The organism is Pseudomonas sp. KH_024_B2 (assembly GCF_057839965.1).
Genome location: NZ_CM174502.1, coordinates 3,754,109 through 3,780,819, shown reverse-complemented (window position 1 = coordinate 3,780,819; position 26,711 = coordinate 3,754,109). Strand labels below are relative to the sequence as shown.

The 26,711-nt window shown below is 59.9% G+C and carries 22 protein-coding genes; all 22 read right to left on the bottom strand.

Going from position 1 to position 26,711, the window contains the following annotated elements; all coding sequences use genetic code 11:
• Positions 1 to 285: 285 nt before the first annotated feature.
• Positions 286 to 1,749: an NADH-quinone oxidoreductase subunit NuoN gene (gene nuoN / locus AC3I0A_RS17520; protein WP_489373416.1), complete on the bottom strand. Its 1,464-nt coding sequence runs from the start codon at positions 1,747 to 1,749 to the stop codon at positions 286 to 288.
• A 7-nt stretch (positions 1,750 to 1,756) separates the two neighbouring features.
• A complete protein-coding gene (gene nuoM / locus AC3I0A_RS17515) occupies positions 1,757 to 3,289 on the bottom strand; it encodes an NADH-quinone oxidoreductase subunit M (RefSeq protein WP_489373414.1) in 1,533 nt (510 codons plus the stop codon).
• Positions 3,290 to 3,328: 39 nt separating this feature from the next.
• On the bottom strand, positions 3,329 to 5,182 hold the full coding sequence (nuoL, locus tag AC3I0A_RS17510; protein ID WP_489373413.1) for an NADH-quinone oxidoreductase subunit L: 1,854 nt from the start codon (positions 5,180 to 5,182) through the stop codon (positions 3,329 to 3,331).
• The gene (nuoK, locus tag AC3I0A_RS17505; protein ID WP_489373411.1) at positions 5,179 to 5,502 is read right to left on the bottom strand and encodes an NADH-quinone oxidoreductase subunit NuoK; all 324 of its coding nucleotides are present in this window, start codon (positions 5,500 to 5,502) and stop codon (positions 5,179 to 5,181) included. The genes nuoL and nuoK overlap by 4 nt, the downstream gene beginning before the upstream one ends.
• A gap of 4 nt (positions 5,503 to 5,506) precedes the next feature.
• A complete protein-coding gene (gene nuoJ, locus AC3I0A_RS17500; RefSeq protein WP_489373409.1) occupies positions 5,507 to 6,007 on the bottom strand; it encodes an NADH-quinone oxidoreductase subunit J in 501 nt (166 codons plus the stop codon).
• Between the two features lie 9 nt (positions 6,008 to 6,016).
• Complete coding sequence (gene nuoI, locus AC3I0A_RS17495; protein ID WP_219098071.1) at positions 6,017 to 6,562, bottom strand: NADH-quinone oxidoreductase subunit NuoI; 546 nt, start codon at positions 6,560 to 6,562, stop codon at positions 6,017 to 6,019.
• 12 nt (positions 6,563 to 6,574) lie between these two features.
• Entirely contained in the window at positions 6,575 to 7,582 is a 1,008-nt protein-coding gene (gene nuoH, locus AC3I0A_RS17490; RefSeq protein ID WP_489373408.1) for an NADH-quinone oxidoreductase subunit NuoH, read from the bottom strand.
• Complete coding sequence (gene nuoG / locus AC3I0A_RS17485) at positions 7,579 to 10,293, bottom strand: NADH-quinone oxidoreductase subunit NuoG (protein ID WP_489373407.1); 2,715 nt, start codon at positions 10,291 to 10,293, stop codon at positions 7,579 to 7,581. Before nuoG ends, nuoH begins: the two co-directional genes overlap by 4 nt.
• A gap of 161 nt (positions 10,294 to 10,454) precedes the next feature.
• Positions 10,455 to 11,816 carry an NADH-quinone oxidoreductase subunit NuoF gene (nuoF, locus tag AC3I0A_RS17480; protein ID WP_489373406.1) on the bottom strand — a complete coding sequence of 454 codons (1,362 nt, stop codon included), beginning with the start codon at positions 11,814 to 11,816 and terminating at the stop codon, positions 10,455 to 10,457.
• The gene (gene nuoE, locus AC3I0A_RS17475) at positions 11,813 to 12,310 is read right to left on the bottom strand and encodes an NADH-quinone oxidoreductase subunit NuoE (RefSeq protein WP_489373405.1); all 498 of its coding nucleotides are present in this window, start codon (positions 12,308 to 12,310) and stop codon (positions 11,813 to 11,815) included. The genes nuoF and nuoE overlap by 4 nt, the downstream gene beginning before the upstream one ends.
• 2 nt (positions 12,311 to 12,312) lie before the next feature.
• Entirely contained in the window at positions 12,313 to 14,097 is a 1,785-nt protein-coding gene (gene nuoC, locus AC3I0A_RS17470) for an NADH-quinone oxidoreductase subunit C/D (protein WP_489373403.1), read from the bottom strand.
• Between the two features lie 72 nt (positions 14,098 to 14,169).
• Positions 14,170 to 14,844: a NuoB/complex I 20 kDa subunit family protein gene (locus AC3I0A_RS17465; protein ID WP_489373402.1), complete on the bottom strand. Its 675-nt coding sequence runs from the start codon at positions 14,842 to 14,844 to the stop codon at positions 14,170 to 14,172.
• A gap of 10 nt (positions 14,845 to 14,854) precedes the next feature.
• A complete protein-coding gene (locus tag AC3I0A_RS17460) occupies positions 14,855 to 15,268 on the bottom strand; it encodes an NADH-quinone oxidoreductase subunit A (RefSeq protein ID WP_419114387.1) in 414 nt (137 codons plus the stop codon).
• Positions 15,269 to 15,973: 705 nt separating this feature from the next.
• Complete coding sequence (gene aceA / locus AC3I0A_RS17455; RefSeq protein ID WP_489373401.1) at positions 15,974 to 17,299, bottom strand: isocitrate lyase; 1,326 nt, start codon at positions 17,297 to 17,299, stop codon at positions 15,974 to 15,976.
• 512 nt (positions 17,300 to 17,811) lie between these two features.
• Positions 17,812 to 18,573, bottom strand: a complete 762-nt coding sequence (locus tag AC3I0A_RS17450) for a secretin N-terminal domain-containing protein (RefSeq protein WP_489378531.1) — start codon at positions 18,571 to 18,573, stop codon at positions 17,812 to 17,814.
• A gap of 234 nt (positions 18,574 to 18,807) precedes the next feature.
• Positions 18,808 to 19,233: a GNAT family N-acetyltransferase gene (locus tag AC3I0A_RS17445; protein ID WP_489373400.1), complete on the bottom strand. Its 426-nt coding sequence runs from the start codon at positions 19,231 to 19,233 to the stop codon at positions 18,808 to 18,810.
• Entirely contained in the window at positions 19,226 to 20,395 is a 1,170-nt protein-coding gene (locus tag AC3I0A_RS17440; RefSeq protein ID WP_489373398.1) for a ribosomal protein uL16 3-hydroxylase, read from the bottom strand. Before AC3I0A_RS17440 ends, AC3I0A_RS17445 begins: the two co-directional genes overlap by 8 nt.
• Positions 20,396 to 20,479: 84 nt before the next feature.
• Positions 20,480 to 21,850, bottom strand: coding sequence for an adenylosuccinate lyase (gene purB, locus AC3I0A_RS17435; RefSeq protein WP_489373397.1), 1,371 nt, complete (start codon positions 21,848 to 21,850; stop codon positions 20,480 to 20,482).
• 129 nt (positions 21,851 to 21,979) lie between these two features.
• Positions 21,980 to 22,603 (bottom strand): high frequency lysogenization protein HflD, encoded by a 624-nt coding sequence (gene hflD, locus AC3I0A_RS17430; protein ID WP_489373395.1) that lies wholly within the window; start codon positions 22,601 to 22,603, stop codon positions 21,980 to 21,982.
• A complete protein-coding gene (mnmA, locus tag AC3I0A_RS17425) occupies positions 22,600 to 23,733 on the bottom strand; it encodes a tRNA 2-thiouridine(34) synthase MnmA (RefSeq protein ID WP_489373393.1) in 1,134 nt (377 codons plus the stop codon). Before mnmA ends, hflD begins: the two co-directional genes overlap by 4 nt.
• Positions 23,734 to 23,792: 59 nt before the next feature.
• Positions 23,793 to 24,239, bottom strand: a complete 447-nt coding sequence (locus AC3I0A_RS17420; protein WP_489373392.1) for an NUDIX hydrolase — start codon at positions 24,237 to 24,239, stop codon at positions 23,793 to 23,795.
• A gap of 194 nt (positions 24,240 to 24,433) precedes the next feature.
• Positions 24,434 to 26,680, bottom strand: coding sequence for an NADP-dependent isocitrate dehydrogenase (locus tag AC3I0A_RS17415; RefSeq protein WP_489373391.1), 2,247 nt, complete (start codon positions 26,678 to 26,680; stop codon positions 24,434 to 24,436).
• Positions 26,681 to 26,711: the final 31 nt, after the last annotated feature.

The window sequence follows — 26,711 nt, the reverse complement described above, 5'->3', positions numbered from 1 at the left end:
AGCAAACGGCACCGTAAGGTGCCGTTTTCAATTGTGTCTGTTCCACCGCTATCGCGAGCAAGCTCGCTCCCACCTTAGATCTTCAGTGAACACAGAATCGGTGTACGACAGCGATCCAATGTGGGAGCGAGCTTGCTCGCGATGAGGCCATTCCAGATATCCAGCTTCTCCTGGCTGGACACACAATCCTCAGAGTTCGCTAAGGTAAAGAAAAATCTCCCCCCCAAACGCAAAAACGGCACCCGAAGGTGCCGTTCTGTTTTTCTACCGCGTGTAACTAAGCGATCAACCCGCCAGGCCGGTCTGTTGCACCAGCGCCAGCAGCGGCTGTGGGTACAGGCCGAGGAAAAACGCCAGAACAGCGATGGCCAGCAGCATCACGCCGCCGGTACGTTGTTCCCAATGCAGCTGAGCATCGTGACGACGCAGGTTCGGCTCGATCAGGTACAGGGTGACCATGACGCGCAGGTAGTAGAAGACGCCAATGGCGCTACCCAGCACCAGAGAACCGACCAGCCACCACTCGTGGGCTTCGACACCGGTTGCGATGATGTAGAACTTGCCGATGAAGCCCGCGGTCAGCGGGATACCGGCCAGGGACAGCATCATCACGGTCAGTACCGCGGTCAGGTACGGACGGCGCCAGAACAGGCCGCGGTACTCGTACAACGCATCTGCGTCACGGCCGTTGTACGGCGAGGACATTAGGGTGATCACGCCGAACGCGCCGAGGCTGGTGATCACGTAGGTGACCAGATAGACGCCGATGGCTTCCATCGCCAGACCTTTGCTCGCCACCAGGGCGATCAGCAGGTAACCGAAGTGTGCGATGGACGAGTAACCCAGCAGACGCTTGAGGTTGCTCTGGGTCAGCGCCAGCAGGTTACCGAACAGGATCGAGGCGATGGCAATGATGGTCAGAACGTTGCTCAGTACGCCACTGTTGGCCACTGGCGAGAGCTGGAACAGACGCACCATTACCGCGAACACCGCGACTTTCGAAGCTGTCGCCAGGAACGCTGCCACTGGGGCAGGGGCGCCTTCGTAGACGTCCGGGGTCCAGAGGTGGAAAGGTACCAGCGACAGCTTGAACGCCAGACCGATCAGCATCATGGCCAGGCCCAGTTGCGCGATCGGGCTTGGCAGACCGGTAGCGGCCAGTGCCTGACCGATGCCGCTGAAGCTCAGGCTACCGGCTTCTGCGTAAAGCATCGCCATACCGAACAACAGGAACGCGGAACCGGCTGCAGACAGCACCATGTACTTGATGCCGGCTTCCAGGGAACGTTTGTTGAAGAAGGCATATGCCACCAGACCGTAGACCGGTACCGAGAGCAGTTCCAGACCGACGAACAAGCCGGCCAGGTGCTGCGCGCTGACCAGCACCAGGCCACCGGCCGCAGCCATCAGGATCAGCAGGTACAGTTCTTCGCGGTTGCCCGGATAACCCGAACCGCCATCGCCGAGGTAGGCGTGGGCGAGGGTCACGCAAGCCAGCGTGGCGACCAGGATCAGCGCCATGTAAAGGCAGGCGAAGCTATCGATCTGCAGCAGTGGCGTCACGGCCAGAGGCGCGACTTTCAGGGCCGGGAGGATCGACAGCAGTGCCAGGTTGAGACCCGCTACTGAAAGCAGGAAGGTCTGTGAGTGGTTGCGACGCCAGGCGATTGCCAGCATCACCACGATAATCGTGGCGCTGGTAATCAGCAGCGGCGCAAGCGCGATAAAGTGTTGAGTCGTCAGGTCCATAGCGCTCTTACCGGGCCGAAGCGAGTTGAGTGGAGGCGGTGCCGAACCATTGCTGCACGCCATGCATCGTCGCGGCAGAGGTATCGAGGAACGGTTGCGGGTAAATGCCGATGTAGATCAGCAGCCCCGCAAGTCCGACCACCATGATCAGTTCGCGAGCATCCATGCCGTGCAGTATTTCGTCCGACTTGGACGGGCCGAAGTAGGCGCGGTGGATCATGATCAGCGAGTAGACCGAACCGAACACCAGACCAGAGGTGGCAATCGCGGTGATCCATGGCCAGCTGGCAAAGTTGCCCAGCAGGATCAGGAATTCACCGACGAAGTTACCGGTACCCGGCAAGCCCAGCGAAGCGGCTGCAAAGAACAGGCTGACCGCCGGCAGATACGCAATGCGTGACCACAGGCCACCCATCTCGCGCATGTCGCGAGTGTGCATGCGCTCGTACAACTGGCCGCTGATGATAAAGAGTGCGGCTGCCGAAACACCGTGCGCCAGCATCTGCATCACCGCGCCTTGCAACGCCAGCTGGCTGCCGGAGTAGATCCCGATCAGCACGAAGCCCATGTGCGCAACGCTGGAGAAGGCGATCAGACGCTTGATGTCGGTTTGGGCGAACGCCAGGAACGCACCGTAGAAGATCCCGACCAGACCCAGGGTCATGGCGATCGGCGCGAACTCGGCCGAAGCATTCGGGAACAGCGGCAGGGCGAAACGCAACATCCCATAAGCAGCGGTCTTCAACAAGATACCGGCCAGGTCCACGGAACCGGCGGTCGGCGCCTGGGCGTGGGCATCCGGCAGCCAGGAGTGGAACGGCACCACGGGCAGCTTTACCGCGAAGGCGATGAAGAAGCCGAGCATCAGGATGTACTCGGTGGTCTGCGACATCTTGGTTTTCAACAACTGGGCGTAATCGAACGTGATCACCCCGGTGTCGTTGAAGTTGACCAGTACCAGCCCAAGAATCGCCACCAACATGATCAGGCCGCTGGCCTGGGTGAAGATGAAGAACTTGGTCGCCGCGTAGATCCGGGTCTTCTTGCCGTCCGATGAACTATGACCCCAGAGCGCGATGAGGAAGTACATCGGCACCAGCATCATTTCCCAGAAGAAGAAGAACATGAACAGGTCGAGGGCGAGGAACACGCCGACCACACCGCCCAGGATCCACATCAGGTTCAGGTGGAAGAAGCCCACGTGACGCTGGATCTCTTTCCACGAGCAGACTACCGAGAGGACACCCAGCAGGCCGGTCAGCAGGATCATCAACAGCGACAGGCCGTCGAGGGCCAGGTGCACGTTGATGCCGAAACGCTCGATCCAGACGTGTTTGAACTCAATCACCCAGGTCGGATCGGCGCCAGGCGCCGGCGCAAATGAATAGTCACCCTGGGCCCACAGCATGAGGCCGAGAGCGAGTTCCAGGGACATGGTCAGCAACGCAATCCAGCGTGGCAGGGTAGCGCCGAAGCGCTCCCCCATCCAGCACAGCAGGCCGCCGATAAAGGGGATCAGGATTAGCCAAGGCAGAATCATGACGGGCTCAATTCCTTTCGCAATTTCGCAAGGTTCATATCAGACCGCTACCAACACGATGGCGCCCATGACCAGCACGGCACCAGCAGCCATCGAAGCGGCATACCAACGCAGTTGACCGGTCTCGGTACGGCTCAGGGAGTTGTGACCCCCTTTGGCCATACGCGGGATCAAACCAATGGTCTGGTCGAGCGGGTCTTTGCGCAGTATGTGATTGATCATCAGGTACGGCTTGACGAACAGTTTGTCGTAGATCCAGTCGAAGCCCCAGGCGGCGAACCACCAGGCCGAGAGGAAACGCCCGGGAGCGCTGTTGGCGATGGCGGTGACCAGGCGACGCTTGCCGAGGAACAGCAGGGCCGCCAGCAGGATACCGGCCAGGGCGATAGCGCCTGAGGCGATTTCCAGGCTGTGCTTGGCTTCGCCACCGGCATGGCCGACGCTTTCCGGCAGTACACCGTGCAGCGGTGGAACGATCATGGCGCCGACGAAGGTCGACAGCACGATCAGCACCGACAGCGGCAGCCAGTGAGCAATGCCGTGACCTGCATGGGCTTCGGTCTTGGCTTCACCGTGGAACGTGATGAAGATCAGGCGGAAGGTGTACAGCGAGGTCATGAAGGCACCGACCAGACCGGCGTACAGCAGACCGTGGTTACCGCTGGCGAAGGCTTCCCAGAGGATCTCGTCCTTGGAGTAGAAACCTGCGGTCACCAGCGGCAAGGCTGCCAGTGCGGCACCACCGACGATGAAGCTGGCATACGCCAATGGCAGTTTCTTCCACAGACCGCCCATCTTGAAGATGTTCTGCTCGTGGTGGCAGGCAACGATCACCGAACCGGATCCGAGGAACAGCAGCGCCTTGAAGAAGGCGTGGGTCATCAGGTGGAAGATCGCGCCTTCCCAGGCACCAACGCCCAGGGCCAGGAACATGTAGCCGATCTGGCTCATGGTCGAGTAGGCGAGGACGCGTTTGATGTCGGTCTGCACCAGCGCAGCGAAGCCGGCCAGTACCAGCGTCACGCCACCGACGATCCCTACCAGATGCAGGATATCCGGCGCCAGGGCGAACAGACCGTGGGTACGGGCGATCAGGTAGACACCGGCGGTCACCATGGTCGCGGCGTGGATCAGTGCCGAGACCGGAGTAGGACCGGCCATCGCGTCCGCCAGCCAGGTTTGCAGCGGCAGTTGCGCGGATTTACCGACCGCACCACCGAGCAACATCAGGGTCGCCAGAACGATCCAGAAGTCGCCGACCTGGAATTTCTGCGGTGCCAGTACCAGCAGCTCCTGGATGTTCAGCGTGCCCAACTGTTGGAACAGGATGAACAGGCCGATGGCCATGAACACGTCGCCGACACGGGTGACGATAAAAGCCTTGAGTGCGGCGTTACCGTTGTTGCGGTTGCTGTAGTAGAAACCGATCAACAGGTAGCTGCACAGGCCCACGCCTTCCCAACCGAAGTACAGGAACAACAGGTTATCGCCCAGGACCAGGAACAGCATGCTGGCGATAAACAGGTTGGTGTAGGCGAAGAAGCGCGAGTAACCGGCTTCACCGCGCATGTACCAGGAGGCGAACAGGTGGATCAGGAAGCCGACGCCCACCACCACACCGAGCATGGTCACGGACAGACCATCCAGGTACAGGGCGAAGTTCGGCTTGAAGCCTTCCACCGCCATCCACTGCCACAACACCTGGGTGTAGTGACCGCCTTCAGGCGGGGCGACGTTGAATTGCCAGATCACGTAGGTGGCGACAATGGCCGAGAGGCCAATGGAACCGACGCCGATCAATGCCGAGAGGTTTTCCGAGAGACGTCCCCGAGAGAACGCCAGCAGCACAAAACCGATCAGAGGGAACAGGAAAGTCAGATAGAGAAGGTTCATCCGCGCATCTCGCTGGCAGCGTCGATATCGAGAGTGTGGAAGCGGCGATACAGCTGCAACAGAATCGCCAGGCCAATACTGGCCTCGGCGGCAGCCAGGCTGAGGACCAGGATGAACATGATCTGTCCATCCGGCTGCGCCCAGCGGCTACCGGCAACGATGAAGGCCAGACCCGAGGCGTTCATCATGATCTCCAGGCTCATCAGCACGAAGAGAATGTTGCGGCGGACCATCAGGCCGACCAGACCGAGGCAGAACAGGACACCGGCGACAGCCAGGCCATGCTCGAATGGGATAGAACCGAAAGGGATAGCAGGCATAGCGTTACTCCTTCGCCTCGTTGCGGCCCAAGTGGAACGCCGTGACGGCTGCAGCGAGCAGCAGCATCGAGGCGAGTTCGACCACCAGCAGATAAGGACCGAACAGGCTGATGCCCACGGCCTTGGCGTCTACGGTGGTGTGACCGATAGCGCCGGCGCTTGGATTGGCGAACAGGACATACAGCAGTTCAGCCAACAACAACGCTGCGAGTACGACCGGACCACCCCAGATACCGGGTTTGAGCCAGACGCGCTCTTGCTGAGCCGAGGCCGGGCCGAGGTTCAGCATCATCACCACGAACACGAACAGCACCAGGATGGCACCGGCGTAGGCGATCACTTCCAGTACACCGGCGAATGGAGCACCGAGGCTGAAAAAGGTCATCGCCACGGCAAGCAGCGAAATAATCAGGTAGAGCAGGGCGTGCACAGGGTTGGTGTTGGTGATCACGCGAAGCGTGGACACAACGGCAACTCCTGACGCGAAATAGAAAGCGAATTCCATCTTTCTTCCTTAAGGCAGCAAGCTCTTCACGTTGATCGGTTCGGCTTCATTTTGCGCGGAGCCTTTTGGCTTACCGGCAATGGCCATACCTGCAACACGATAGAAGTTGTAATCAGGGTTTTTACCGGGACCGGAGATCAACAGATCTTCTTTCTCGTAAACCAGGTCCTGACGTTTGAACTCGGCCATCTCGAAATCCGGTGTCAGCTGGATCGCGGTGGTCGGGCAGGCTTCCTCGCAGAGGCCGCAGAAAATGCAGCGCGAGAAGTTGATGCGGAAGAACTCCGGGTACCAGCGACCGTCTTCGGTTTCAGCTTTCTGCAGCGAGATGCAACCCACCGGGCACGCCACGGCGCACAGGTTGCAGGCTACACAACGCTCTTCGCCGTCAGGGTCGCGGGTCAGCACGATACGCCCACGGAAGCGCGGCGGCAGGTACACCGCCTCTTCCGGGTACTGCAGCGTGTCGCGCTTGCGGAAGGCGTGGCTGAAAATCATCACCAGGCTGCGAAGCTGGGTGTAGAAGCCATGCACGATGTCAAAAATATACTTCATGATTCTCTATCCTCACTGAGCCGCGACGGCGGGCGTGTTGAGCAACACGATCGCAGCGGTCACCAGCATGTTGACGAGGGTCAGCGGCAGGCAGAACTTCCAGCTGAAGTCCATCACTTGGTCATACCGTGGGCGCGGAATCGAGGCGCGCAGCAGGATGAAGAACATGATGAAGAACGCGGTTTTCAGTGCGAACCAGATGAACGGGATCTGCGGCAGAATGCCGAACGGACCGTGCCAGCCACCGAAGAACAAGGTCACCAGCAGCGCCGAAATCAACACGATACCGATGTACTCGCCGACGAAGAACATGCCCCATTTCATGCCGGCGTATTCAATGTGGTAACCGTCGGCCAGTTCCTGTTCCGCTTCCGGTTGGTCGAAGGGGTGACGGTGAGTCACGGCGACGCCAGCGATGAAGAAGGTCAGGAAACCGAAGATCTGCGGAATGATGAACCACAGGTTCTGGGCTTGATACTCAACGATGTCGCGCATGTTGAACGAGCCGACCTGGATCACGATGCCCATCAGCGACAGGCCCATGAACACTTCGTACGACACGGTTTGCGCCGAGGCCCGCAAGCTGCCCAGCAGGGCGAACTTGTTGTTACTCGACCAGCCGGCGAACAGCACTGCGTAGACCGACAGACCGGCCATGGCGAAGAAGAACAGGATGCCGATGTTGATATCCGCCACGCCCCAGGTCGGGGTGATCGGGATGATCGCGAAGGCAATCAGCAAGGCGCTCATGGCCACCACCGGCGCCAGAGTGAAGATCACTTTGTCGGCGAACGGCGGCGTCCAGTCTTCCTTGAAGAACATCTTGATCATGTCGGCGGCGATCTGGAAGGCGCCGAACGGGCCAACCCGGTTCGGGCCGTAACGATCCTGCCAGAGGGCAAGCAAACGACGCTCGACCCAGCTGAGCAGCGCGCCGCACACCACCACGGCGAGCAGAATCACGATGGCTTTGACCACCGAGATGATCACATCGATCACTTCAGGCGTGAACCAGGTCATTGAGCTGCCTCCTGCAAACCATCAACGGTTTTGCCAAAGAGAGCCGGTGGGATGCCAGCCAGACCGGCAGGCAAAGCCACCAGACCGGCACCCAGCTCTTCGTTGATACGCAGTGGCAGACGCAGGGTCTGACCGGCCACGTTCAAGCTGAGCAAGGCACCGTCGTTGACGCCCAGGCGATCCGCTTCGGATTTGGCCAGAGAAACGTAGGCGGCCGGGATGCGTTCCTGAACCGGAGCGGCTTTCGAAGAGTTCTCTTCGCTGCCGAACAGGTGATAGAACGGCACCACTTGCCAGGTTCCACGAGCAGGGGAGAACGCGGTCGGAATGCTGGCGAACCAGCTCAGACCATCACCCTGGGTTTCGATCAGGCGAGTGCCTGGGTCACCCGCACGGATGTGACCACCGACTTCGTCTTGGAACTTGTTCCAGGCTTGCGGCGAGTTCCAGCCCGGAGACCAGGCGAACGGCACTTGCTGACGCGGTTCGACGGAGCCCGAGTAGCCTTCCATGGAGAACGCGAACGCGGTGTCGTTGTCCTGAGAGGTACGCGGCTCATGCACGCTGATATCGGCACGCATGGCGGTCCGGCCACTGTAACGCAGCGGTTCGCGGGCCAGTTTCAGGCCTTTGATGCGGAACGCAGCGGACGGTGCGGCGCTGACAATGCCTGCCAGCAGCGAGTTGCTGGCGGCGCAGGCTGCGGTGACGTGGTCCAGTTGGGTCCAGTCCAGCGGCTGGTTCAGCAAAGTGCTGCGCAGGGCATGCAGCCAGCGCCAGCCTTCGTGAACCAGGATGCTCGCATCCAGATAAGTCGGGTCGAAGACCTGGAAGAAGCGCTGGGCGCGACCTTCCTGGCTGACCAGCGTACCGTCGCCTTCAGCGAAGCTGGCCGCTGGCAGAACCAGGTGCGCGCGATCGCTGGTGGCAGTCTTCTGATGGTCGGCAACGATCAGCACTTTCGCAGCGTTCAGTGCAGCATCGACCTTGGCTTTGTCGGTACGGGTGTACAGATCGTTTTCCAGGACGACGATTGCGTCGGCTTTACCGTCGATCACAGCTTGCAGCGCAGCGTCTACCGACTCGCCACCGAGCATGGCCAGGCCGAGGCTGTTGGCCTCTGGCACGATCAGGCTGATGGAACCGTTCTTTTCGCGCAGCTTCAGGGCTTTGGCGATGTTCGCCGCGGCTTCGATCAGCGCTTTGGAACCCAGGGAAGTACCAGCGATGATCAGCGGACGTTTGGCCGCGAGCAGGGCATTGGCAATGCGCTGAGCCAGTTCGAGGGCTTCGCTGTCCAGGCCTTCAACGGCTGGAGCACTGGCGTCGAGGGCGTGAGCCACGGCGAAACCGATACGGGCGAGATCGTCGGGAGCGGCGTGAACGCACTCTTCGGCGATATCGTCGAGTTTGGTTTCAGCCAGGCTGGCGATGAACAGTGGGTTCAGCGCGTTCTGACCGATGTTTTTCACCGCCGCATCCAGCCACGGCTGAACGCGCATGGCGTCGGCCATGTCTTCGGCTTTGCCTTTGACCGATTGACGCAGGGCCAGCGCCATACGGGCGGCGGTCTGGGTCAGGTCTTCACCGAGGACAAAGATCGCATCGTGGTCTTCGATGTCGCGCATGTTCGGGATCGGCAGCGGGCTGTTTTTCAGCACTTGCACGACTAGGCGAATACGTTCCAGCTCGGACGCTTCGATACCCGAGTAGAAGTGCTCGGCACCGACCAGTTCGCGCAAGGCGAAGTTGCTTTCCAGGCTGGCACGCGGCGAACCGATACCGACGATGTTGCGACCGCGCAGCAGGTCAGCGGCTTTATCCAGCGCTTCGTCGAGACTCAACTTGGTGCCGTCTGCCAGCAGTGGCTGACGTGGGCGATCCTTGCTGTTGACGTAGCCATAACCGAAACGGCCACGGTCGCAGAGGAAGTACTGGTTCACCGAACCGTTGAAACGGTTTTCGATGCGCCGCAGTTCGCCGTAACGCTCGCCCGGGCTGATGTTGCAACCGCTGGAGCAGCCATGGCAGATGCTCGGCGAGAACTGCATGTCCCACTTGCGGTTGTAGCGCTCGGAGTGAGTCTTGTCGGTGAACACACCGGTCGGGCAAACCTCGGTGAGGTTGCCGGAGAACTCGCTTTCCAGGGTGCCGTCTTCAACGCGACCGAAGTACACGTTGTCGTGGGCGCCGAATACACCGAGGTCGGTACCGCCGGCGTAGTCCTTATAGAAACGTACGCAGCGATAGCAGGCGATGCAGCGGTTCATCTCGTGACCGATGAACGGGCCGAGGTCCTGGTTCTGGTGGGTACGCTTGGTGAAGCGGTAACGGCGCTCGTTGTGGCCGGTCATTACCGTCATGTCTTGCAGGTGGCAGTGACCGCCTTCCTCGCAGACCGGGCAGTCGTGCGGGTGGTTGGTCATCAGCCATTCGACGACGCTGGCGCGAAACACTTTGGCTTCTTCGTCGTCGATGGAAATCCAGCTGCCGTCGGTGGCAGGTGTCATGCAGGACATGACGATACGACCACGCTTGTCGTTCTCGTCGGTGTACTGCTTGACCGCGCACTGGCGACAAGCGCCAACGCTGCCAAGGGCGGGGTGCCAGCAGAAATACGGGATGTCGAGGCCTAGCGACAGACACGCCTGTAACAGGTTGTCTGCCCCATCGACTTCGAGCGCTTTGCCGTCTACGTGGATAGTGGCCATGGTTCAAAGTTCTTCGTTGGCCCGGTGTCAGCGGGCGTGGCTAATGGAATCTGTGTACTCGCCTGGCGCTATGACAGCCTCGTTGAAAACAACGTTTTCAATAAGTCTGAAGCGTCTTCAGACGATAAGAGGGCGGCACGGACCACCCTCGTTCGATACGTTTACGCGACGACCGGAATCTGGACCGGGCGAGCCAGAGGCGGGACGGCAGCACTGTTGGATGCAATGCCGGCCTCGAACTCCGGACGGAAATATTTGATTGCGCTGCCCAATGGCTCCACGGCGCCCGGTGCGTGAGCACAGAAAGTTTTGCCAGGGCCGAGGAAACCGACCAGACCCAGCAGGGTCTCGATATCGCCGGCTTGCCCTTCACCGTTCTCGAGCGCACGCAGCAGCTTGACGCTCCACGGCAGACCGTCACGGCACGGGGTGCAGAAGCCGCAGGATTCGCGGGAGAAGAACTCTTCCATGTTGCGCAACAGAGAGACCATGTTGACGCTGTCGTCCACCGCCATGGCCAGACCGGTACCCATACGGGTGCCCACCTTGGCGATGCCGCCGGCGTACATTTGTGCGTCGAGGTGCTCGGGCAAGAGGAAACCGGTACCGGCGCCGCCTGGCTGCCAGCACTTGAGCTTGAAGCCGTCGCGCATGCCGCCGGCGTAGTCTTCGAACAGCTCGCGAGCGGTCACGCCGAATGGCAGTTCCCACAGGCCAGGGTTCTTCACTTTGCCGGAGAAGCCCATGAGCTTGGTGCCCATGTCTTCACTGCCTTCACGGGCCAACGATTTGTACCAGTCCACGCCGTCGGCGATGATCGCCGGCACGTTGCACAGGGTTTCGACGTTGTTCACGCAGGTCGGCTTGCCCCATACGCCAACGGCGGCAGGGAAGGGCGGCTTGGAGCGCGGGTTGGCGCGGCGGCCTTCGAGGGAGTTGATCAGTGCGGTTTCTTCACCGCAGATGTAACGCCCGGCGCCGGTGTGGACGAACAGCTCGAAATCGAAGCCGCTGCCCAGGATGTTCTTGCCCAACAGACCCGCAGCTTTTGCTTCTTCCACGGCACGGTTCAGGTGCTTGGCGGCGGTGGTGTATTCGCCACGCAGGAAGATGTAGCCACGGTAGGTTTTCAGCGCGCGAGCACTGATCAGCATGCCTTCGATCAGCAGATGGGGCAGTTGCTCCATCAGCATGCGGTCTTTCCAGGTGTTGGGTTCCATTTCATCCGCGTTGCACAGCAAGTAGCGGATGTTGATGGATTCGTCCTTGGGCATCAGGCCCCACTTAACGCCAGTGGGGAAGCCTGCACCGCCGCGACCTTTAAGGCCCGAGTCTTTCACGGTCTGGACGATGTCGTCCTGAGCCATGTCGGCGAAAGCCTTGCGCGCAGCGGCGTAGCCATTCTTGGCCTGGTACTCGTCGAGCCAGACAGCCTCGCCGTCGTCACGCAGACGCCAGGTCAGCGGATGGGTTTCTGCACTGCGCTTGATGCGGTTGGCAGGGCCGAATGAAGTCAGGGTCATACGTAGCCCTCCAACAGTTTGGCGACGCCAGCAGGCTGTAGGTCACCGAAAGTGTCGTCGTCGATCATCATCGCCGGCGCCTTGTCGCAGTTGCCGAGGCAGCAGACCGGCAGCAGCGTGAAACGACCGTCGGCGGTGGTTTCACCCAGGCCGATGCCGAGCTTGCTCTGGATCTCGCTGACCACCGACTCGTGGCCGCCGATGTAGCAGACCATGCTGTCGCAGACGCGAATAATGTGACGGCCGACCGGTTGACGGAAGATCTGGCTGTAGAACGTCGCCACGCCTTCAACGTCGCTGGCCGGGATGCCGAGGATCTCGCCGATGGCGTAGAGCGCGCCATCAGGCACCCAGCCACGTTCCTTCTGGACGATCTTCAGGGCTTCGATCGACGCCGCGCGCGGGTCTTCGTAGTGATGCAGCTCGTGCTCGATGGCCGAGCGCTCGGTTTCGCTCAAGGCGAAACGGTCTGTCTGGATAAGCGTGCTATTCATGCTTAGCGGTCCACGTCGGCCATAACGAAATCGATGCTACCCAGGTACGCGATCAAGTCCGCGACCATGCTGCCTTTGATCACCGAAGGGATCTGCTGCAAGTGCGGGAAGCTTGGGGTACGAATCCGGGTGCGGTAGCTCATGGTGCCGCCATCGCTCGTCAGGTAATAACTGTTGATACCCTTGGTCGCTTCAATCATCTGGAAGGATTCGTTGGCCGGCATGACCGGGCCCCACGAAACTTGCAGGAAGTGCGTGATCAGGGTTTCGATGTGCTGCAGCGTGCGCTCTTTGGGCGGCGGCGTGGTCAGCGGGTGATCCGCCTTGTACGGGCCTTCCGGCATGTTGCGCAGGCACTGGTCGATGATCTTGATGCTCTGGCGCATTTCTTCGACGCGCACGATGCAACGGTCATAGGCATCGCCATTGGCCGCCAGCGGCACTTCGAATTCGAAGTTCTCGTAACCGGAGTACGGGCGCGCCTTGCGCAGGTCGAAGTCGCAACCGGTCGAACGCAGGCCAGCACCGGTGATACCCCATTCCAGGGCTTGCTTGGTGTTGTAGTCGGCGACGCCGATGGTCCGGCCACGCAGGATGCTGTTGTCCAGTGCAGCTTTCTGGTATTCGTCCAGACGCTTTGGCATCCACTCGACGAAGTCTTTCACCAGCTTTTCCCAGCCCCGCGGCAGATCGTGGGCGACGCCACCAATGCGGTACCAGGCCGGGTGCAGACGGAAACCGGTGATGGCTTCGATCACCGTGTACGCCTTCTGGCGGTCGGTGAAGGTGAAGAACACCGGGGTCATGGCGCCGACGTCCTGGATGTAAGTCCCCAGGAACAGCAGATGGCTGGTGATCCGGAAGAACTCGGCCATCATGATGCGGATGACGTCGACCTTCTCGGGCACCTTGATGCCGGCCAGCTTCTCGACCGAGAGCACGTACGGCAGGTTGTTCATCACACCACCGAGGTAGTCGATACGGTCGGTGTACGGAATGAAGCTGTGCCAGGACTGACGCTCGGCCATTTTCTCGGCACCACGGTGGTGGTAACCGACGTCCGGCACGCAGTCGACGATTTCTTCACCGTCCAGCTGCAGAATGATACGGAACGCACCGTGAGCCGAAGGGTGGTTCGGGCCAAGGTTGAGGAACATGTAGTCCTCGTTGGCACCGGAGCGCTTCATGCCCCAGTCTTCCGGTTTGAAACGCGCGGATTCTTCTTCCAGCTGTTGCTTGGCCAGGGTCAGGCTGAACGGATCGAACTCGGTGGCACGGGCCGGGTAGTCCTTGCGCAGCGGGTGACCTTCCCAGGTCGGCGGCATCATGATCCGGGTCAGGTGCGGGTGGCCGGCAAAGTGGATGCCGTACATGTCCCACACTTCACGCTCGTACCAGTTGGCGTTCGGCCAGATCGAGGTGACGGTCGGCAAGCTGAGGTCGCTCTCGGACAAGGCGACCTTGATCATTACGTCACTATTACGTTCGATCGACATCAAGTGATAGAACACAGTGAAGTCGGCGCCGCTCGGCAGCCCGTTGCGCTTGGTGCGCAGACGCTCGTCCACGCCGTGCAGGTCATAGAGCATGACGTACGGCTTGGGCAGGTTACGCAGGAAGGTCAGGACTTCGACGAGTTTGGCACGGGTAACCCAAAGCACCGGCATGCCGGTGCGGGTGGCCTGGGCGGAAAACGCCTCGGGGCCAAAACGGTTGTTCAGTTCGACGACCACATCTTGGTCGTCTGCCTTATAAGGCGGGATGTACAGAGCACTGCCTGTAGTCATGGTTTTTTATCGCTTTCGGTCAACGTAAAGAATGAAGCCAGTTTCTCGTTTCTTTGTAAGAGCGGAGCTGGATCAGACTTCGTCGGGGCTGCGCAGGTTGGTTACCTGAATACGCTGTTCGCGGCGCTTTTCCTTTTCGGAAGGCATCTCGGCGCGATACACGCCTTGATCGCCAACGACCCAGGAAAGTGGGCGGCGCTCCTGGCCAATCGACTCCTGCAAGAGCATCAAGCCTTGCAGAAAAGCTTCAGGGCGGGGCGGGCAGCCAGGCACGTAGACGTCCACGGGCAGGAACTTGTCCACCCCTTGAACGACGGAGTAGATGTCGTACATGCCACCGGAGTTGGCGCACGAACCCATGGAGATAACCCACTTCGGTTCGAGCATCTGCTCGTAGAGACGCTGAATGATCGGCGCCATCTTGATGAAGCAGGTTCCGGCAATAACCATGAAATCCGCCTGACGCGGTGATGCCCGGATAACCTCGGCGCCAAAGCGGGCGATGTCATGGGGCGCCGTGAAGGCGGTAGTCATTTCCACGTAGCAGCACGACAGGCCGAAGTTGTACGGCCACAGGGAGTTTTTACGTCCCCAGTTGACCGTGCTGTTCAGCACGTCTTCGAGCTTGCCCATGAAGATGTTTTTGTGGACTTGATCTTCTAACGGATCGGAAACAGTTTCCCGTTCGCCGATCGGGTATTGCTCGTTAGGAGCATCCGGGTCGATCCTGGTGAGATTGTATTGCATCGCCAAAGCCTCATTGTTTCAGCTTCGCTTGCCGCTTACGACGAGCTTCCGGAGCCCAGTCAAGGGCGCCCACTCGGAATAGGTAGACAAGGCCTGCCAACAGAATTGCTATGAAAACGAGAGCTTCGACGAATCCGGTCCAGCCGCTTTCGCGGACGGACACAGACCAGGCAAAGAGAAAAAGGGCTTCGATATCGAAGATCACGAAGAGCATCGCGACCAGATAGAATTTGGCTGAGAGCCGCAAGCGGGCGCTACCGGTAGGTAGCATGCCGGACTCGAACGGTTCGTTTTTGCTGCGGCCCCAGGCTTTACTGCCGAGCAGGCTGGAGACGCCGAGCATGAAGGCGCAAAGGCCGCCAACACCCAAAAGGAAAATGGCAAAGCCCCAGTTATGGGCCATGAGTCCTGTCGCTTCGGGCATGCTGGTAATCCTTGACAGAGAGCAAAGGTCTCTGAGCTTGAAAAGAAATAAAGCAGTGACGATATGTCGCAGCGCAATCGATCCCGGTGATTTTATGGCTAAACACCGTGCAAGTAAATTTTCTATAGCGAAATTATTTAGTGAAATAGGGACATGGTGAGCCTCCGGGGCCCCGCAGCCCATACCATGCGGGCATCAGGCGGGGTTTTGTCAATTATGTCTTGTGGGTGTTGCAATGAACTGCCTGGCTGCTAAATGATAATCAATATTGTTTGGGGTGGTTTTTAAACTGTTATTCGAGAGGGTGGTCGGGAAGTTGTGCTTACATGCTCGTTACAGCAAGTTGCGAGCTCGGCCTTTTTAACCTCTTTTTCGGGATCGGATACTGCGTTTGATCAATTTTTTGTGTCAGGGCGGGCGCAAGCTTGATGGGCTGTGCTTTTGTGGGAGCCGGGCTTGCCCGCGAAGAACGGCTCACCGCTTACCCCCCTGTGGGAGCGAGCTTGCTCGCGATGGCGGCTGATCATCCAGTATTGATGTCGGCTGAACCACCGCTATCGCGAGCAAGCTCGCTCCCACAAGGGATTTGTGGCGCTTGTGAAATTGGGGGCAAAAAAACGCCCCGAACCAGTCGGGGCGTTAGATGTGCGGCACTGCAGTTAGCTCTTTACTCGTTCTGCAATGGCCGTTTGCTCAAGAAGTCGATCAGTGGAACTGTTCTTCTTCGGTGGAGCCGGTCAGTGCGGTAACCGAAGACGAACCACCCTGGATCACGGTGGTCATGTCGTCGAAGTAGCCGGTGCCGACTTCCTGCTGGTGAGCCACGAAGGTGTAACCCTTGGCAGCGTCAGCGAACTCTTGCTCTTGCAGCTTCACGTAGGCGGTCATGTCGTTGCGGGCGTAGTCGTGCGCCAGGTTGAACATGCTGTGCCACATGTTGTGAATGCCAGCCAGGGTGATGAACTGGTGCTTGTAACCCATGGCGGACAGTTCGCGCTGGAACTTGGCGATGGTCGCGTCGTCCAGGTTTTTCTTCCAGTTGAAGGAAGGCGAGCAGTTGTACGACAGCAACTGGTCCGGGTATTCCTTTTTGATCGCTTCAGCGAAACGACGAGCTTCGTCCAGGTCCGGCTTGGCGGTTTCGCACCAGATCAGATCGGCGTACGGTGCGTAGGCCAGGCCGCGGGAGATGGCCTGGTCGAGACCAGCGCGCACTCTGTAGAAGCCTTCCTGGGTACGTTCGCCAGTGACGAACGCTTTGTCATACGGATCGCAATCGGAAGTCAGCAGGTCAGCCGCGTTGGCGTCGGTACGGGCCAAAATGATGGTCGGAGTACCGGCAACGTCAGCCGCCAGACGGGCAGCGGTCAGCTTCTGTACGGCTTCCTGGGTAGGAACCAGTACCTTGCCGCCCATGTGGCCGCATTTCTTCACGGAAGCCAGTTGGTCTTCGAAGTGAACGCCGGCGGCGCCTGCTTCGATCATGCTCTTCATCAGCTCGTAGGCGTTCAGTACGCCACCGAAACCGGCTTCAGCGTCAGCCACGATTGGAGCGAAGTAGTCGATGTAACCTTCGTCGCCCGGGCCTTTGCCGGCTTTCCACTGAATCTGGTCGGCACGACGGAACGAGTTGTTGATGCGCTTGACCACGGTTGGAACCGAGTCCACCGGGTACAGCGACTGGTCCGGGTACATCGATTCGGCGGAGTTGTTGTCTGCAGCGACTTGCCAGCCCGACAGGTAGATCGCCTGGATACCGGCTTTAACTTGTTGTACAGCCTGGCCACCGGTCAGGGCGCCCATGCAGTTGACGAAATCTTTCTCAGGACGGAAGGACGGCTTGGCCCCCTGGGTCACCAGGTTCCAGAGCTTCTCGGCGCCCATTTTTGCAAAGGTGTGCTCAGGTTGAACCGAGCCACGCAGACGGACGACGTCAGCAGCGGAGTAAGCGCGTGTCACGCCTTTCCAGCGCGGGTTTTCAGCCCAATCTTTTTCGAGGGCTGCAATTTGCTGTTCGCGTGTCAGTGCCATGGAGATAAACCTCGTCGCGTCTTGTATGGAAAGTTGTTCTGCGGTGGAAAATTCCTTGCTCCAGCCAATAAGCCTTTCTAAGGGGCGTAAAGGCTGCTCGCTGACCAGAAGCTTAGATGGTCAAGTCGGATTCGGCGGGGGTGGCGACGGGATGAACGATGGGCTCGAGGGGAAGTGAGCAGGTAAGGGCGAACTGGCGAGCGCATTCGGGCGTCGTGGGCCTTTATACGAACTTCAGTGGGGTGCCGGGTTACCTAATTACGCTTCCGTCCCTCGGGACAACTTCGTTCCAGTCGGCAACCTCGTCAAACACACCTTGTTGGCGGTACAGACACGAAACGGCTCGCGGGGTAGGTGCGAACAACGCCTCGAAGGCCCTTGCCAGGGCCCCTGATTAGCGGGAGCGAGGCCATCATGCCTTTGCTTTTTTCGATCGTCAAACGTTTTGTAGTGCTTTTTTTCAAGCACTACATCTTTGGTCTAATACGACTAATCAGTCAGTTTTTGGTGCTTTAGTCCAAAGTATCGACTTTCACCCGCAGGGTCATGTCATCCCGGCCCTGAGTCGAGTGGCTGCGGGTCAGACCCTGTTTGTCGGCCTGCGTCTGGCGGTTCACGCCGGCCAGGGTGATCCATTCGCCCAGTCGCCCCGTGACAGTTGTGTCAGTGCTTTGCACGTTCACTACATCGGGACGTTCCTGGCTCATGCGGTCACGGTTGGTACTGATCGCCAGGTGAACGATGTCGCCGGTGACGCTGGCGGTGACGTAGAAGCCCTGGGTGACGTTGCGATACTGCGTCTGGTTTTGCTGGTTGCCGTAGGGGTCGGTCCGGGTGGTGGTCAGCGGCACGCTCTGGCCGACCTGGATCAGTGCCGGCGCTCCTTCGCTGGCCTGGATCTGCTGGATGCCGCCATCGCGGCTGTCGGTGCTGCGGTTGATGATGCGGGTCTGACTCGGTTTGGCAGCGTTTACGGAGTAACCCTGGTCGCTCTGGAAGTTGTTTTCGTTGCTGTCGACGGTGATCAGCAAGCGCTTGGCAGCAACGTCGAGTTGCGCGATCAAGGCCTTAAGTTCGTCGATCCTGCGGGGTTCGGCATTGACGATCAGCTGATTTCCGTAGGCGCTGACCTTGCCGTCCTTGCCGATGAAATTCTGCGCTACAGGCAGCAGGTCGGTGCTGGTGCGGTAGTTCAGGGGCACGATCTCGGTGGCGGCCATGACCGAAAAACTGCAGGTCAGCAGCAGCGTAGTGAGCAGGGTGCGTAGGGATATGTCCATTATCTGCGCCTTTAAAAGTCTTGATATTGCCAGTTTGTCGGCCCGGGAGGGGGCAAGTTGAATCGTAGACAGCAAAACGCCCCGATATCCGAGGATGGCGGGGCGTTTTGTGGTGTTCCTGAGGGCTTTTGTGGCGAGGGAGCTTGCTCCCGCTGGGTCGCGAAGCGGCCCCAAAATTATTAGGGCTGCTGCGCAGCCCAGCGGGAGCAAGCTCCCTCGCCACAGGTCTCAAGCCGAATGGCGCACCATGTCCACATGCGGAATCCCGGCTTCCAGGAATTCCTCACTGACCAAGGTAAAACCCAAGCGCTCATAGAACGCCATGGCCTGGACCTGCGCGCTGAGCATTTGCTGCTTCAGGTCGCGCTTCTCGGCATCAAGGATCACCGCCTGCATCAGTGCATCGCCGACCTTGAGTCCGCGCCAGTCCTTGAGTACCGACACCCGGCCGATCTGCCCATCAGGCAGCAGGCGGGCGGTACCAATCGGAAAGTCGCCTTCGAAGGCGAGGAAATGCACGGCGCTTTCGTCGTCGGCATCCCATTCGAGTTCTGGCGGAACGGATTGCTCGGCGACGAACACCGCTTCACGAATGCGCCGGATCTCGGCGTTATCCTTTTGCCAGTCTGCGACACGTACGTGAATCTTATTCATCGGCAAACCCCAGGCTTCCTTGCTTGACCAGTTCACAGAGCAGGTTGCGCCCATCTTCGTCGGCCAGCCATGTGCCGAGATTGTCGCTGTGCAGGGCATCGGCGGCGCAGATCATTTTCAGCAACTCGCGCAGTTTGCCTGGCAGGTAACGGCTCTGGCCGCTGGCGAACAGCAGCAGGTCGTCATCGACTTCGGACCATGCGAGGCGCGCGCTCGGGTTGCGAATCAGCACTGCGCCTTGCTCGAGGCTGGCGAGCAGGTCGTCTTCTTCGATTTCTTCCGGGCCCACCACCAGCTCCGGGTAACGCGGCTCGGTCATGAACTGGCCGAACCAGGTCAACAGCAGACGCTCGTCGCTCATGTGCTCGGCCAGCAGGCCTTTCAAGCGGTCGAGTGCGTCGTGCTGGATCTGGTGCGGGTCGCTGGCAGGCTGTGCATCGGCATCGGTATAGCGCTCTTCGTCAGGCAGGAACTGGCTGAGGAAGTCGGTGAAGTGGGTCAGCACTTCGGCGGCGCTCGGGGCGCGGAAGCCCACCGAGTAGGTCATGCAGTCGTCGACAGCCACGCCGCAGTGGGCCAGGCGCGGTGGCAGGTAGAGCATGTCGCCCGGTTCCAGGGTCCACTCGGCGGTGGCTTCGAAGTCGGCAAGAATGCGCAGGTCGGCGTGCTCGAGCAGTGGGCTCTCGGAATCGCACATCTGGCCGATTTTCCAGTTGCGCTTGCCGTGGCCTTGCAGCAGGAACACGTCGTAGTTGTCGAAGTGCGGACCGACGCTGCCACCCGGGGCGGCGAAGCTGATCATCACGTCGTCGATGCGCCAGCTTGGCAGGAAGCGGAAGTGCTCCAGCAATTCGCCGACTTCCGGCACGAACTGGTCGACCGCTTGTACCAGCAGGGTCCACTCGCGCTCGGGCAGCTTGCTGAATTCGTCTTCGGCGAACGGGCCGCGGCGCAGTTCCCATGGCCGCTCGCCGTGCTCGATGATCAGGCGCGATTCGACTTCTTCTTCCAGCGCCAGGCCGGCCAGTTCGTCGGCATCGATCGGGCTTTCGAAATCAGGAATTGCCTGGCGAATCAGCAGCGGTTTTTTCTGCCAGTAGTCGCGCAGGAATTCCCGTGCCGTGATGCCGCCCAGAAGTTGAAGAGGAGTGTCAGGATTCATGTGTAACCTATTGAAAAAAAGCACTTTTCAGACGGGAATAAAAACGCCCGGCGCTGCCGGGCGTCTCAAGGGGTCAAGCGGTGATCAGATACGTTTGGCTTGTGCCACGGCGTTGCCGATGTAGTTGGCCGGGGTGAGCTTTTTCAGCTCGGCCTTCGCCTCGGCAGGCATGTCCAGTGCATCGATGAAAGTTTGCAGCGCTTCAGGGCTGATGCCCTTGCCGCGAGTCAGCTCTTTCAGCTTTTCGTACGGGTTTTCGATGTTGTAGCGACGCATCACGGTCTGAATCGGCTCGGCCAGCACTTCCCAGCACGCATCCAGGTCCGCAGCAATCTTCTGAGCATTGAGCTCTAACTTGCTGATTCCCTTGAGGCTTGCTTCGTAAGCGATAACGCTGTGGGCGAAGCCGACGCCGAGGTTGCGCAGTACGGTGGAGTCGGTCAGGTCACGCTGCCAGCGGGAGATCGGCAGCTTGCTCGCCAGATGCTGGAACAGGGCGTTGGCTATCCCTAAGTTGCCTTCGGAGTTTTCGAAGTCGATCGGGTTGACCTTGTGCGGCATGGTCGAGGAACCGATTTCGCCAGCGATGGTGCGCTGTTTGAAATAGCCCAGGGAAATGTAACCCCAGATATCGCGATCGAAGTCGATCAGGATGGTGTTGAAACGGGCCATGGCGTCGAACAGTTCGGCGATGTAGTCGTGCGGTTCGATTTGCGTGGTGTAGGGGTTGAAGCCCAGGCCCAGCTCATCTTCGATAAAGGCGCGAGCATTGGCTTCCCAGTCGATTTCCGGGTAGGCCGAGAGGTGTGCGTTGTAGTTGCCGACAGCGCCGTTGATCTTGCCCAGCAGCGGAACGGCAGCGACCTGGGCGATCTGACGCTCCAGGCGGTAAACCACGTTCGCCAGCTCTTTGCCCAGGGTGGTCGGCGAAGCCGGTTGACCGTGGGTGCGCGACAGCATCGGCACGTCGGCGAAACGCACAGCCAGTTCGCGGATGGCTTCAGCGGTTTGACGCATCAGCGGCAGCATGACGTCATCACGGCCTTCGCGCAGCATCAGGGCGTGGGACAGGTTGTTGATGTCCTCGCTGGTGCAGGCAAAGTGGATGAATTCGCTGACCTTGGCCAGCTCGGGCAGCTTGGCCGCTTGCTCTTTGAGCAGGTACTCAATGGCTTTGACGTCGTGGTTGGTGGTGCGCTCGATCTCTTTGACGCGCTCGGCGTGCTCCAGAGAGAAGTTTTCCGCCAGGGTATTCAAGACCGCGTTGGCTTCGGCGGAGAACGCCGGAACTTCGCTGATACCCGGGTGAGCGGCCAGGCGCTGGAGCCAGCGTACTTCAACCGTGACGCGAGCACGGATCAGACCGTATTCGCTGAAAATCGGGCGCAGGGCCTGGGTTCTGCCGGCGTAGCGGCCGTCAACAGGGGAAACCGCAGTGAGCGAAGAAAGCTGCATGGGGTGTTCTCGGACAGTCGGGCAACGAAATGGGGCGCGTATCATACATGAAAAAAAACCGCTGGTCCGTTGCCAACTGACCAGCGACTTACGCGTATCAAATTACAAAAAAGATCTTGCGGGCGCGGTTCAGCTGTTGCGCATCAGCGGGTAAAGTTCTTTGAGCAATTTGCGGCGGCTGACCACCAGTTGCCAGCGATGGCCGCCCAACTGGCGCCAGAGGCGTGCCGAGCGGATGCCGGCCAGCAGCAGGGCGCGGATTTTCGAGGCGTTGCTCGGCTGCTGCAGGTTGCGCATGTCGCCGTGCACCTGGATGCGCTGGCGCAGGGTACTCAAGGTGTCCTGATACAGCGCGCCACAGGCCGCCACGACGTTTTCGTGAGTGGGACCGAAGTGTTCGACCTGGGACTGAATCTGCGGCAGCCGCTTGCCGATGGCTTCAAGCATGTCGGCGCGCTTGGCCAGTTGCCGCTCAAGGCCGAGCATCGACAGCGCATAACGCAGCGGTTCGCGTTGCAAGCTGCTCGGGTCACGCTCCAGAGCGCCGATCAATGCGCGATAGCCTTCGCGCAGATTGATGTCGTCGCCACCGTAGACTTCCAGGGTGTCTTTCGGATCCCGGATCAGCAGGCTGCCCAGCATGCAGCCGAGGCCGGCTTCCGTGACCTGGCCGGTCCTGGCGATCTTGTCGACCAGCACCGCGGCGAGAAACACGCCGCCCAGCGCGGTCAGTTGCTCCTGAGTCGGGCTCATGGGCGCTGGTCCTTGCTGCTCCAGGGTTCGGCCACTTCAATCACGCCGCCGCCGAGGCAGATTTCGCCGTCGTAGAACACCACGGACTGGCCTGGAGTGACGGCGCGTTGCGGGTCATCAAAGGTCGCACGATAGCCGTTGGCGGTCTTTTCCAGGGTGCAAGGCTGATCGCTCTGGCGATAGCGGACTTTTGCCGTGAGCCTGCGTGGCGTGCTCAGGTCGACCGGGTTGACCCAGTAGATGTCCGAGGCGAGCAGGGCGCGGGAGAACAGCCATGGGTGATCATTGCCCTGGCCAACGATCAGCTCGTTGTGCTCCAGGTCCTTGATCAGCACGTACCACGGCTCTTCGCCGGCGTCTTTCAGGCCGCCGATGCCCAGGCCCTGGCGCTGGCCGATGGTGTGGTACATCAAGCCGTGGTGACGGCCGATCACTTCACCTTCGGTGGTTTTGATCTCGCCCGGTTGTGCCGGCAGGTATTGCTTGAGGAAGTCGCTGAAACGGCGTTCGCCGATAAAGCAGATCCCGGTGGAATCCTTTTTCTTCGCGGTGGCCAGCTGGTGTTTCTCGGCGATCGCGCGAACGGCAGGTTTTTCCAGCTCGCCGACCGGGAACAGGGTCTTGGCGATCTGCTCGCCGCCGACCGCGTGCAGGAAGTAGCTCTGGTCCTTGTTCGGGTCCAGGCCCTTGAGCAGTTCGGTGCGACCATCGATGTCGCGGCGGCGCACGTAGTGGCCGGTGGCGATCAGGTCGGCACCGAGCATCAGCGCGTAGTCGAGGAACGCCTTGAACTTGATTTCACGGTTGCAGAGGATGTCCGGGTTCGGCGTGCGGCCGGCCTTGTATTCGGCCAGGAAGTGCTCGAACACATTGTCCCAGTACTCGGCGGCGAAGTTGGCGGTGTGCAGCTTGATGCCGATCTTGTCGCAAACGGCCTGGGCGTCGGCCAGGTCGTCCATCGCGGTGCAATAGTCCGTTCCGTCGTCTTCTTCCCAGTTCTTCATGAACAGGCCTTCCACCTCATAGCCCTGCTCGATCAGCAACAGAGCGGAAACGGAAGAGTCCACGCCGCCGGACATGCCGACAATGACGCGCTTCTTTTGTGTATCAGAAGGGGCTGGATCACGCATAAGGATTCAATGAGTGTCTTGAAAAAGGACGCGATTCTAGCAGGCCGGAGCCCGCAAGGCTAAACAGAAGGGCGGATCAGCTCGAGACTGTGCAACTTGCCGCTCAGATAATCGTCGATGCACTGGATGATCAGCTCGCTGCGCCAGTATGAGCGTTGTTCCAGCAGTTCGTCACGGGTTAGCCAGCGCGGGCCGATAATACCGTCGTCCAGCTGATAATCGGGATGATGCTGTAGCGGTTTGCCGGCAAAGCATACGCGCTGGTAGGTCACGCCGTTGCTCGGAGCGGTATAGAGGTAGATGCCGATGACGCCGGTCAGTTCGATGTCCCAGCCGGTTTCTTCGAGGGTTTCGCGGATGGCGGCCTCGATCAGGCTTTCGTCGGGATCCAGATGTCCGGCGGGCTGATTGAGTACCGCTCGTCCGTCCGCGAGTTCCTCGACCATCAGGAAGCGGCCGTTATCTTCGACGATTGTCGCGACGGTGATGTGGGGTTGCCAATCCATATAAGTACCTGCCTTTGAGCTCGACGGAGATCCAATGTGGGAGCGAGCTTGCTCGCGAATGCGGTGGGACAGTCGACATCAATGCTGAATGATAAACCGCTATCGCGAGCAAGCTCGCTCCCACATTTGATTTGTGTGAAGTCTGAAAACACAAACCCCGGCACAGGGCCGGGGTTTGTGGTGTTGCAACGCTATCAGGCAGCCAGGTTATCGGAAACCAGCGCAGCGATTGCCGCGTTGAAGGTTCCGCTAGGGCGCATGGCCTTGCTGATCAGTGCTGGCGTGGCGTAGTAGTAGCCACCGATTTCCACGGGTTTGCCCTGAACGGCATTGAGCTCGGCAACGATGGTCGCTTCGTTCTCGGTCAGGGTCTTGGCCAGTTCGCCGAACTGCGCCTGCAGTGCAGCATCTTCAGTCTGGGCGGCCAGGGCCTGGGCCCAGTACAGCGCCAGGTAGAAGTGGCTGCCGCGGTTGTCGATGCTGCCGACTTTGCGCGCTGGCGACTTGTTGTTGTCCAGGAATTGACCGGTGGCCTGATCGAGGGTCTTGGCCAGTACCTGGGCTTTCGGGTTGTTGTAGGTGGTGCCAAGGTGCTCGAGGGACGCTGCCAGCGCCAGGAACTCGCCCAGCGAATCCCAGCGCAGGAAGTTTTCTTCGAGCAGTTGCTGGACGTGTTTCGGTGCGGAACCGCCGGCGCCGGTTTCGAACAGGCCGCCGCCGTTCATCAGCGGAACGATCGACAGCATCTTGGCGCTGGTGCCCAGTTCCATGATCGGGAACAGGTCGGTCAGGTAATCGCGCAGTACGTTGCCAGTCACCGAGATGGTGTCTTTGCCTGCGCGAGTGCGGTCCAGAGTGAACTTCATCGCGTCGACTGGCGACATGATGCGGATGTCCAGGCCTGCGGTGTCGTGATCCTTCAGGTAAGCCTGAACTTTCTCGATCACCACGCCGTCGTGGGCGCGCATCGGGTCCAGCCAGAAGATCGCCGGGGTGTCGCTCGCGCGAGCGCGGTTGACCGCCAGTTTGACCCAGTCCTGGATCGGCGCGTCTTTGGTCTGGCACATGCGGAAGATGTCGCCGGCTTCCACGGTTTGTTCCAGCAGGGTGCGGCCAGCGCTGTCGGAAACCCGAACCACGCCATCAGCCTTGATCTGGAAGGTTTTGTCGTGGGAGCCGTACTCTTCGGCTTTTTTCGCCATAAGGCCAACGTTTGGCACACTGCCCATGGTGGTTGGGTCGAAGGCGCCGTGTTGCTTGCAGTCCTCGATCACCGCCTGGTAGATGGTGGCGTAGCAGCGATCCGGGATCACGGCCTTGGTGTCGTGCAGTTGGCCGTCGGTGCCCCACATTTTGCCGGAGTCACGGATCATTGCCGGCATCGAAGCGTCGACGATCACATCGCTCGGTACGTGCAGGTTGGTGATGCCTTTGTCGGAGTTGACCATGGCCAACGACGGACGAACGGCGTAGACCGCCTGGATGTCCGCTTCGATCTGTGCTTGCTGCTCGGCAGGCAAAGCCTTGATGCGAGCGTAGAGGTCGCCGATGCCGTTGTTCAGGTTGAAGCCGATCTGGCTCAGCACGTCAGCGTGCTTGCTCAGAGCGTCTTTATAGAACTCGGCAACGATCTGGCCGAACATGATCGGGTCGGAGACCTTCATCATGGTCGCTTTCAAGTGGACCGACAGCAGCACGCCTTGCTGCTTGGCGTCTTCGATTTCAGCGGCGATAAAGCTGCGCAGAGCGTTTTTGCTCAGGACCGCGCAATCGAGGATCTCGCCGGCTTGCACGGCGGTTTTTTCTTTCAGGACGGTGGTGTTGCCATCCCGAGCGATCAGTTCGATTTTAACGCTGTCTTTGGCGTCGATCAGGGCGGCTTTTTCGCTGCCGTAGAAATCGCCAGCGCTCATGTGAGCGACGTGGGACTTGGAGTCAGTGCTCCAGGCGCCCATTTTGTGCGGGTGCTTGCGGGCGTAGTTCTTGACCGACAGCGGAGCGCGACGGTCGGAGTTGCCTTCGCGCAGCACCGGATTCACGGCGCTGCCCTTGATTTTGTCGTAACGCGCCTTGGCGTCCTTGTCGGCATCGCTGGTCACGGTTTCCGGGTAGTCCGGCAGTTCAAAGCCCTGGGCTTGCAGTTCTTTGATCGCGGCCTGGAGTTGTGGAACCGATGCGCTGATGTTGGGCAGCTTGATGATGTTGGCTTCAGGCGTGATGGCCAGGTCGCCCAGTTCGGCGAGGTGGTCCGACACGGCTTTGTCTGTGCCCAGCTGCTCGGGGAAGCTGGCAAGAATACGTCCTGCAAGAGAGATGTCGCGGGTTTCCACGGCGATATCGGCCGAGGCCGTGAAGGCTTCGATGATAGGTAGCAGTGAATAGGTGGCGAGGGCAGGGGCTTCGTCGGTGAAGGTGTAGATGATCTTCGAGCGGGTGGGCATATTCGGATTAACTCTCTTCTTTGCTAGGCGT

Coding starts and splice junctions, on each gene's coding strand:
- nuoG (WP_489373407.1), bottom strand. CDS start 10,293: ATGGCCACTATCCACGTAGACGGCAAAGCGCTCGAAGTCGATGGGGCA.
- nuoH (WP_489373408.1), bottom strand. CDS start 7,582: ATGACCTGGTTCACGCCTGAAGTGATCGATGTGATCATCTCGGTGGTC.
- mnmA (WP_489373393.1), bottom strand. CDS start 23,733: ATGCGTGATCCAGCCCCTTCTGATACACAAAAGAAGCGCGTCATTGTC.
- hflD (WP_489373395.1), bottom strand. CDS start 22,603: ATGAGCCCGACTCAGGAGCAACTGACCGCGCTGGGCGGCGTGTTTCTC.
- AC3I0A_RS17440 (WP_489373398.1), bottom strand. CDS start 20,395: ATGAATCCTGACACTCCTCTTCAACTTCTGGGCGGCATCACGGCACGG.
- purB (WP_489373397.1), bottom strand. CDS start 21,850: ATGCAGCTTTCTTCGCTCACTGCGGTTTCCCCTGTTGACGGCCGCTAC.
- nuoE (WP_489373405.1), bottom strand. CDS start 12,310: ATGAATAGCACGCTTATCCAGACAGACCGTTTCGCCTTGAGCGAAACC.
- aceA (WP_489373401.1), bottom strand. CDS start 17,299: ATGGCACTGACACGCGAACAGCAAATTGCAGCCCTCGAAAAAGATTGG.
- nuoL (WP_489373413.1), bottom strand. CDS start 5,182: ATGAACCTTCTCTATCTGACTTTCCTGTTCCCTCTGATCGGTTTTGTG.
- nuoJ (WP_489373409.1), bottom strand. CDS start 6,007: ATGGAATTCGCTTTCTATTTCGCGTCAGGAGTTGCCGTTGTGTCCACG.
- AC3I0A_RS17465 (WP_489373402.1), bottom strand. CDS start 14,844: ATGCAATACAATCTCACCAGGATCGACCCGGATGCTCCTAACGAGCAA.
- AC3I0A_RS17445 (WP_489373400.1), bottom strand. CDS start 19,233: ATGAATAAGATTCACGTACGTGTCGCAGACTGGCAAAAGGATAACGCC.
- AC3I0A_RS17415 (WP_489373391.1), bottom strand. CDS start 26,680: ATGCCCACCCGCTCGAAGATCATCTACACCTTCACCGACGAAGCCCCT.
- nuoM (WP_489373414.1), bottom strand. CDS start 3,289: ATGATTCTGCCTTGGCTAATCCTGATCCCCTTTATCGGCGGCCTGCTG.
- AC3I0A_RS17420 (WP_489373392.1), bottom strand. CDS start 24,239: ATGGATTGGCAACCCCACATCACCGTCGCGACAATCGTCGAAGATAAC.
- nuoN (WP_489373416.1), bottom strand. CDS start 1,749: ATGGACCTGACGACTCAACACTTTATCGCGCTTGCGCCGCTGCTGATT.
- nuoI (WP_219098071.1), bottom strand. CDS start 6,562: ATGAAGTATATTTTTGACATCGTGCATGGCTTCTACACCCAGCTTCGC.
- nuoF (WP_489373406.1), bottom strand. CDS start 11,816: ATGACCCTGACTTCATTCGGCCCTGCCAACCGCATCAAGCGCAGTGCA.
- nuoK (WP_489373411.1), bottom strand. CDS start 5,502: ATGCCTGCTATCCCTTTCGGTTCTATCCCATTCGAGCATGGCCTGGCT.
- AC3I0A_RS17460 (WP_419114387.1), bottom strand. CDS start 15,268: ATGCCCGAAGCGACAGGACTCATGGCCCATAACTGGGGCTTTGCCATT.
- nuoC (WP_489373403.1), bottom strand. CDS start 14,097: ATGACTACAGGCAGTGCTCTGTACATCCCGCCTTATAAGGCAGACGAC.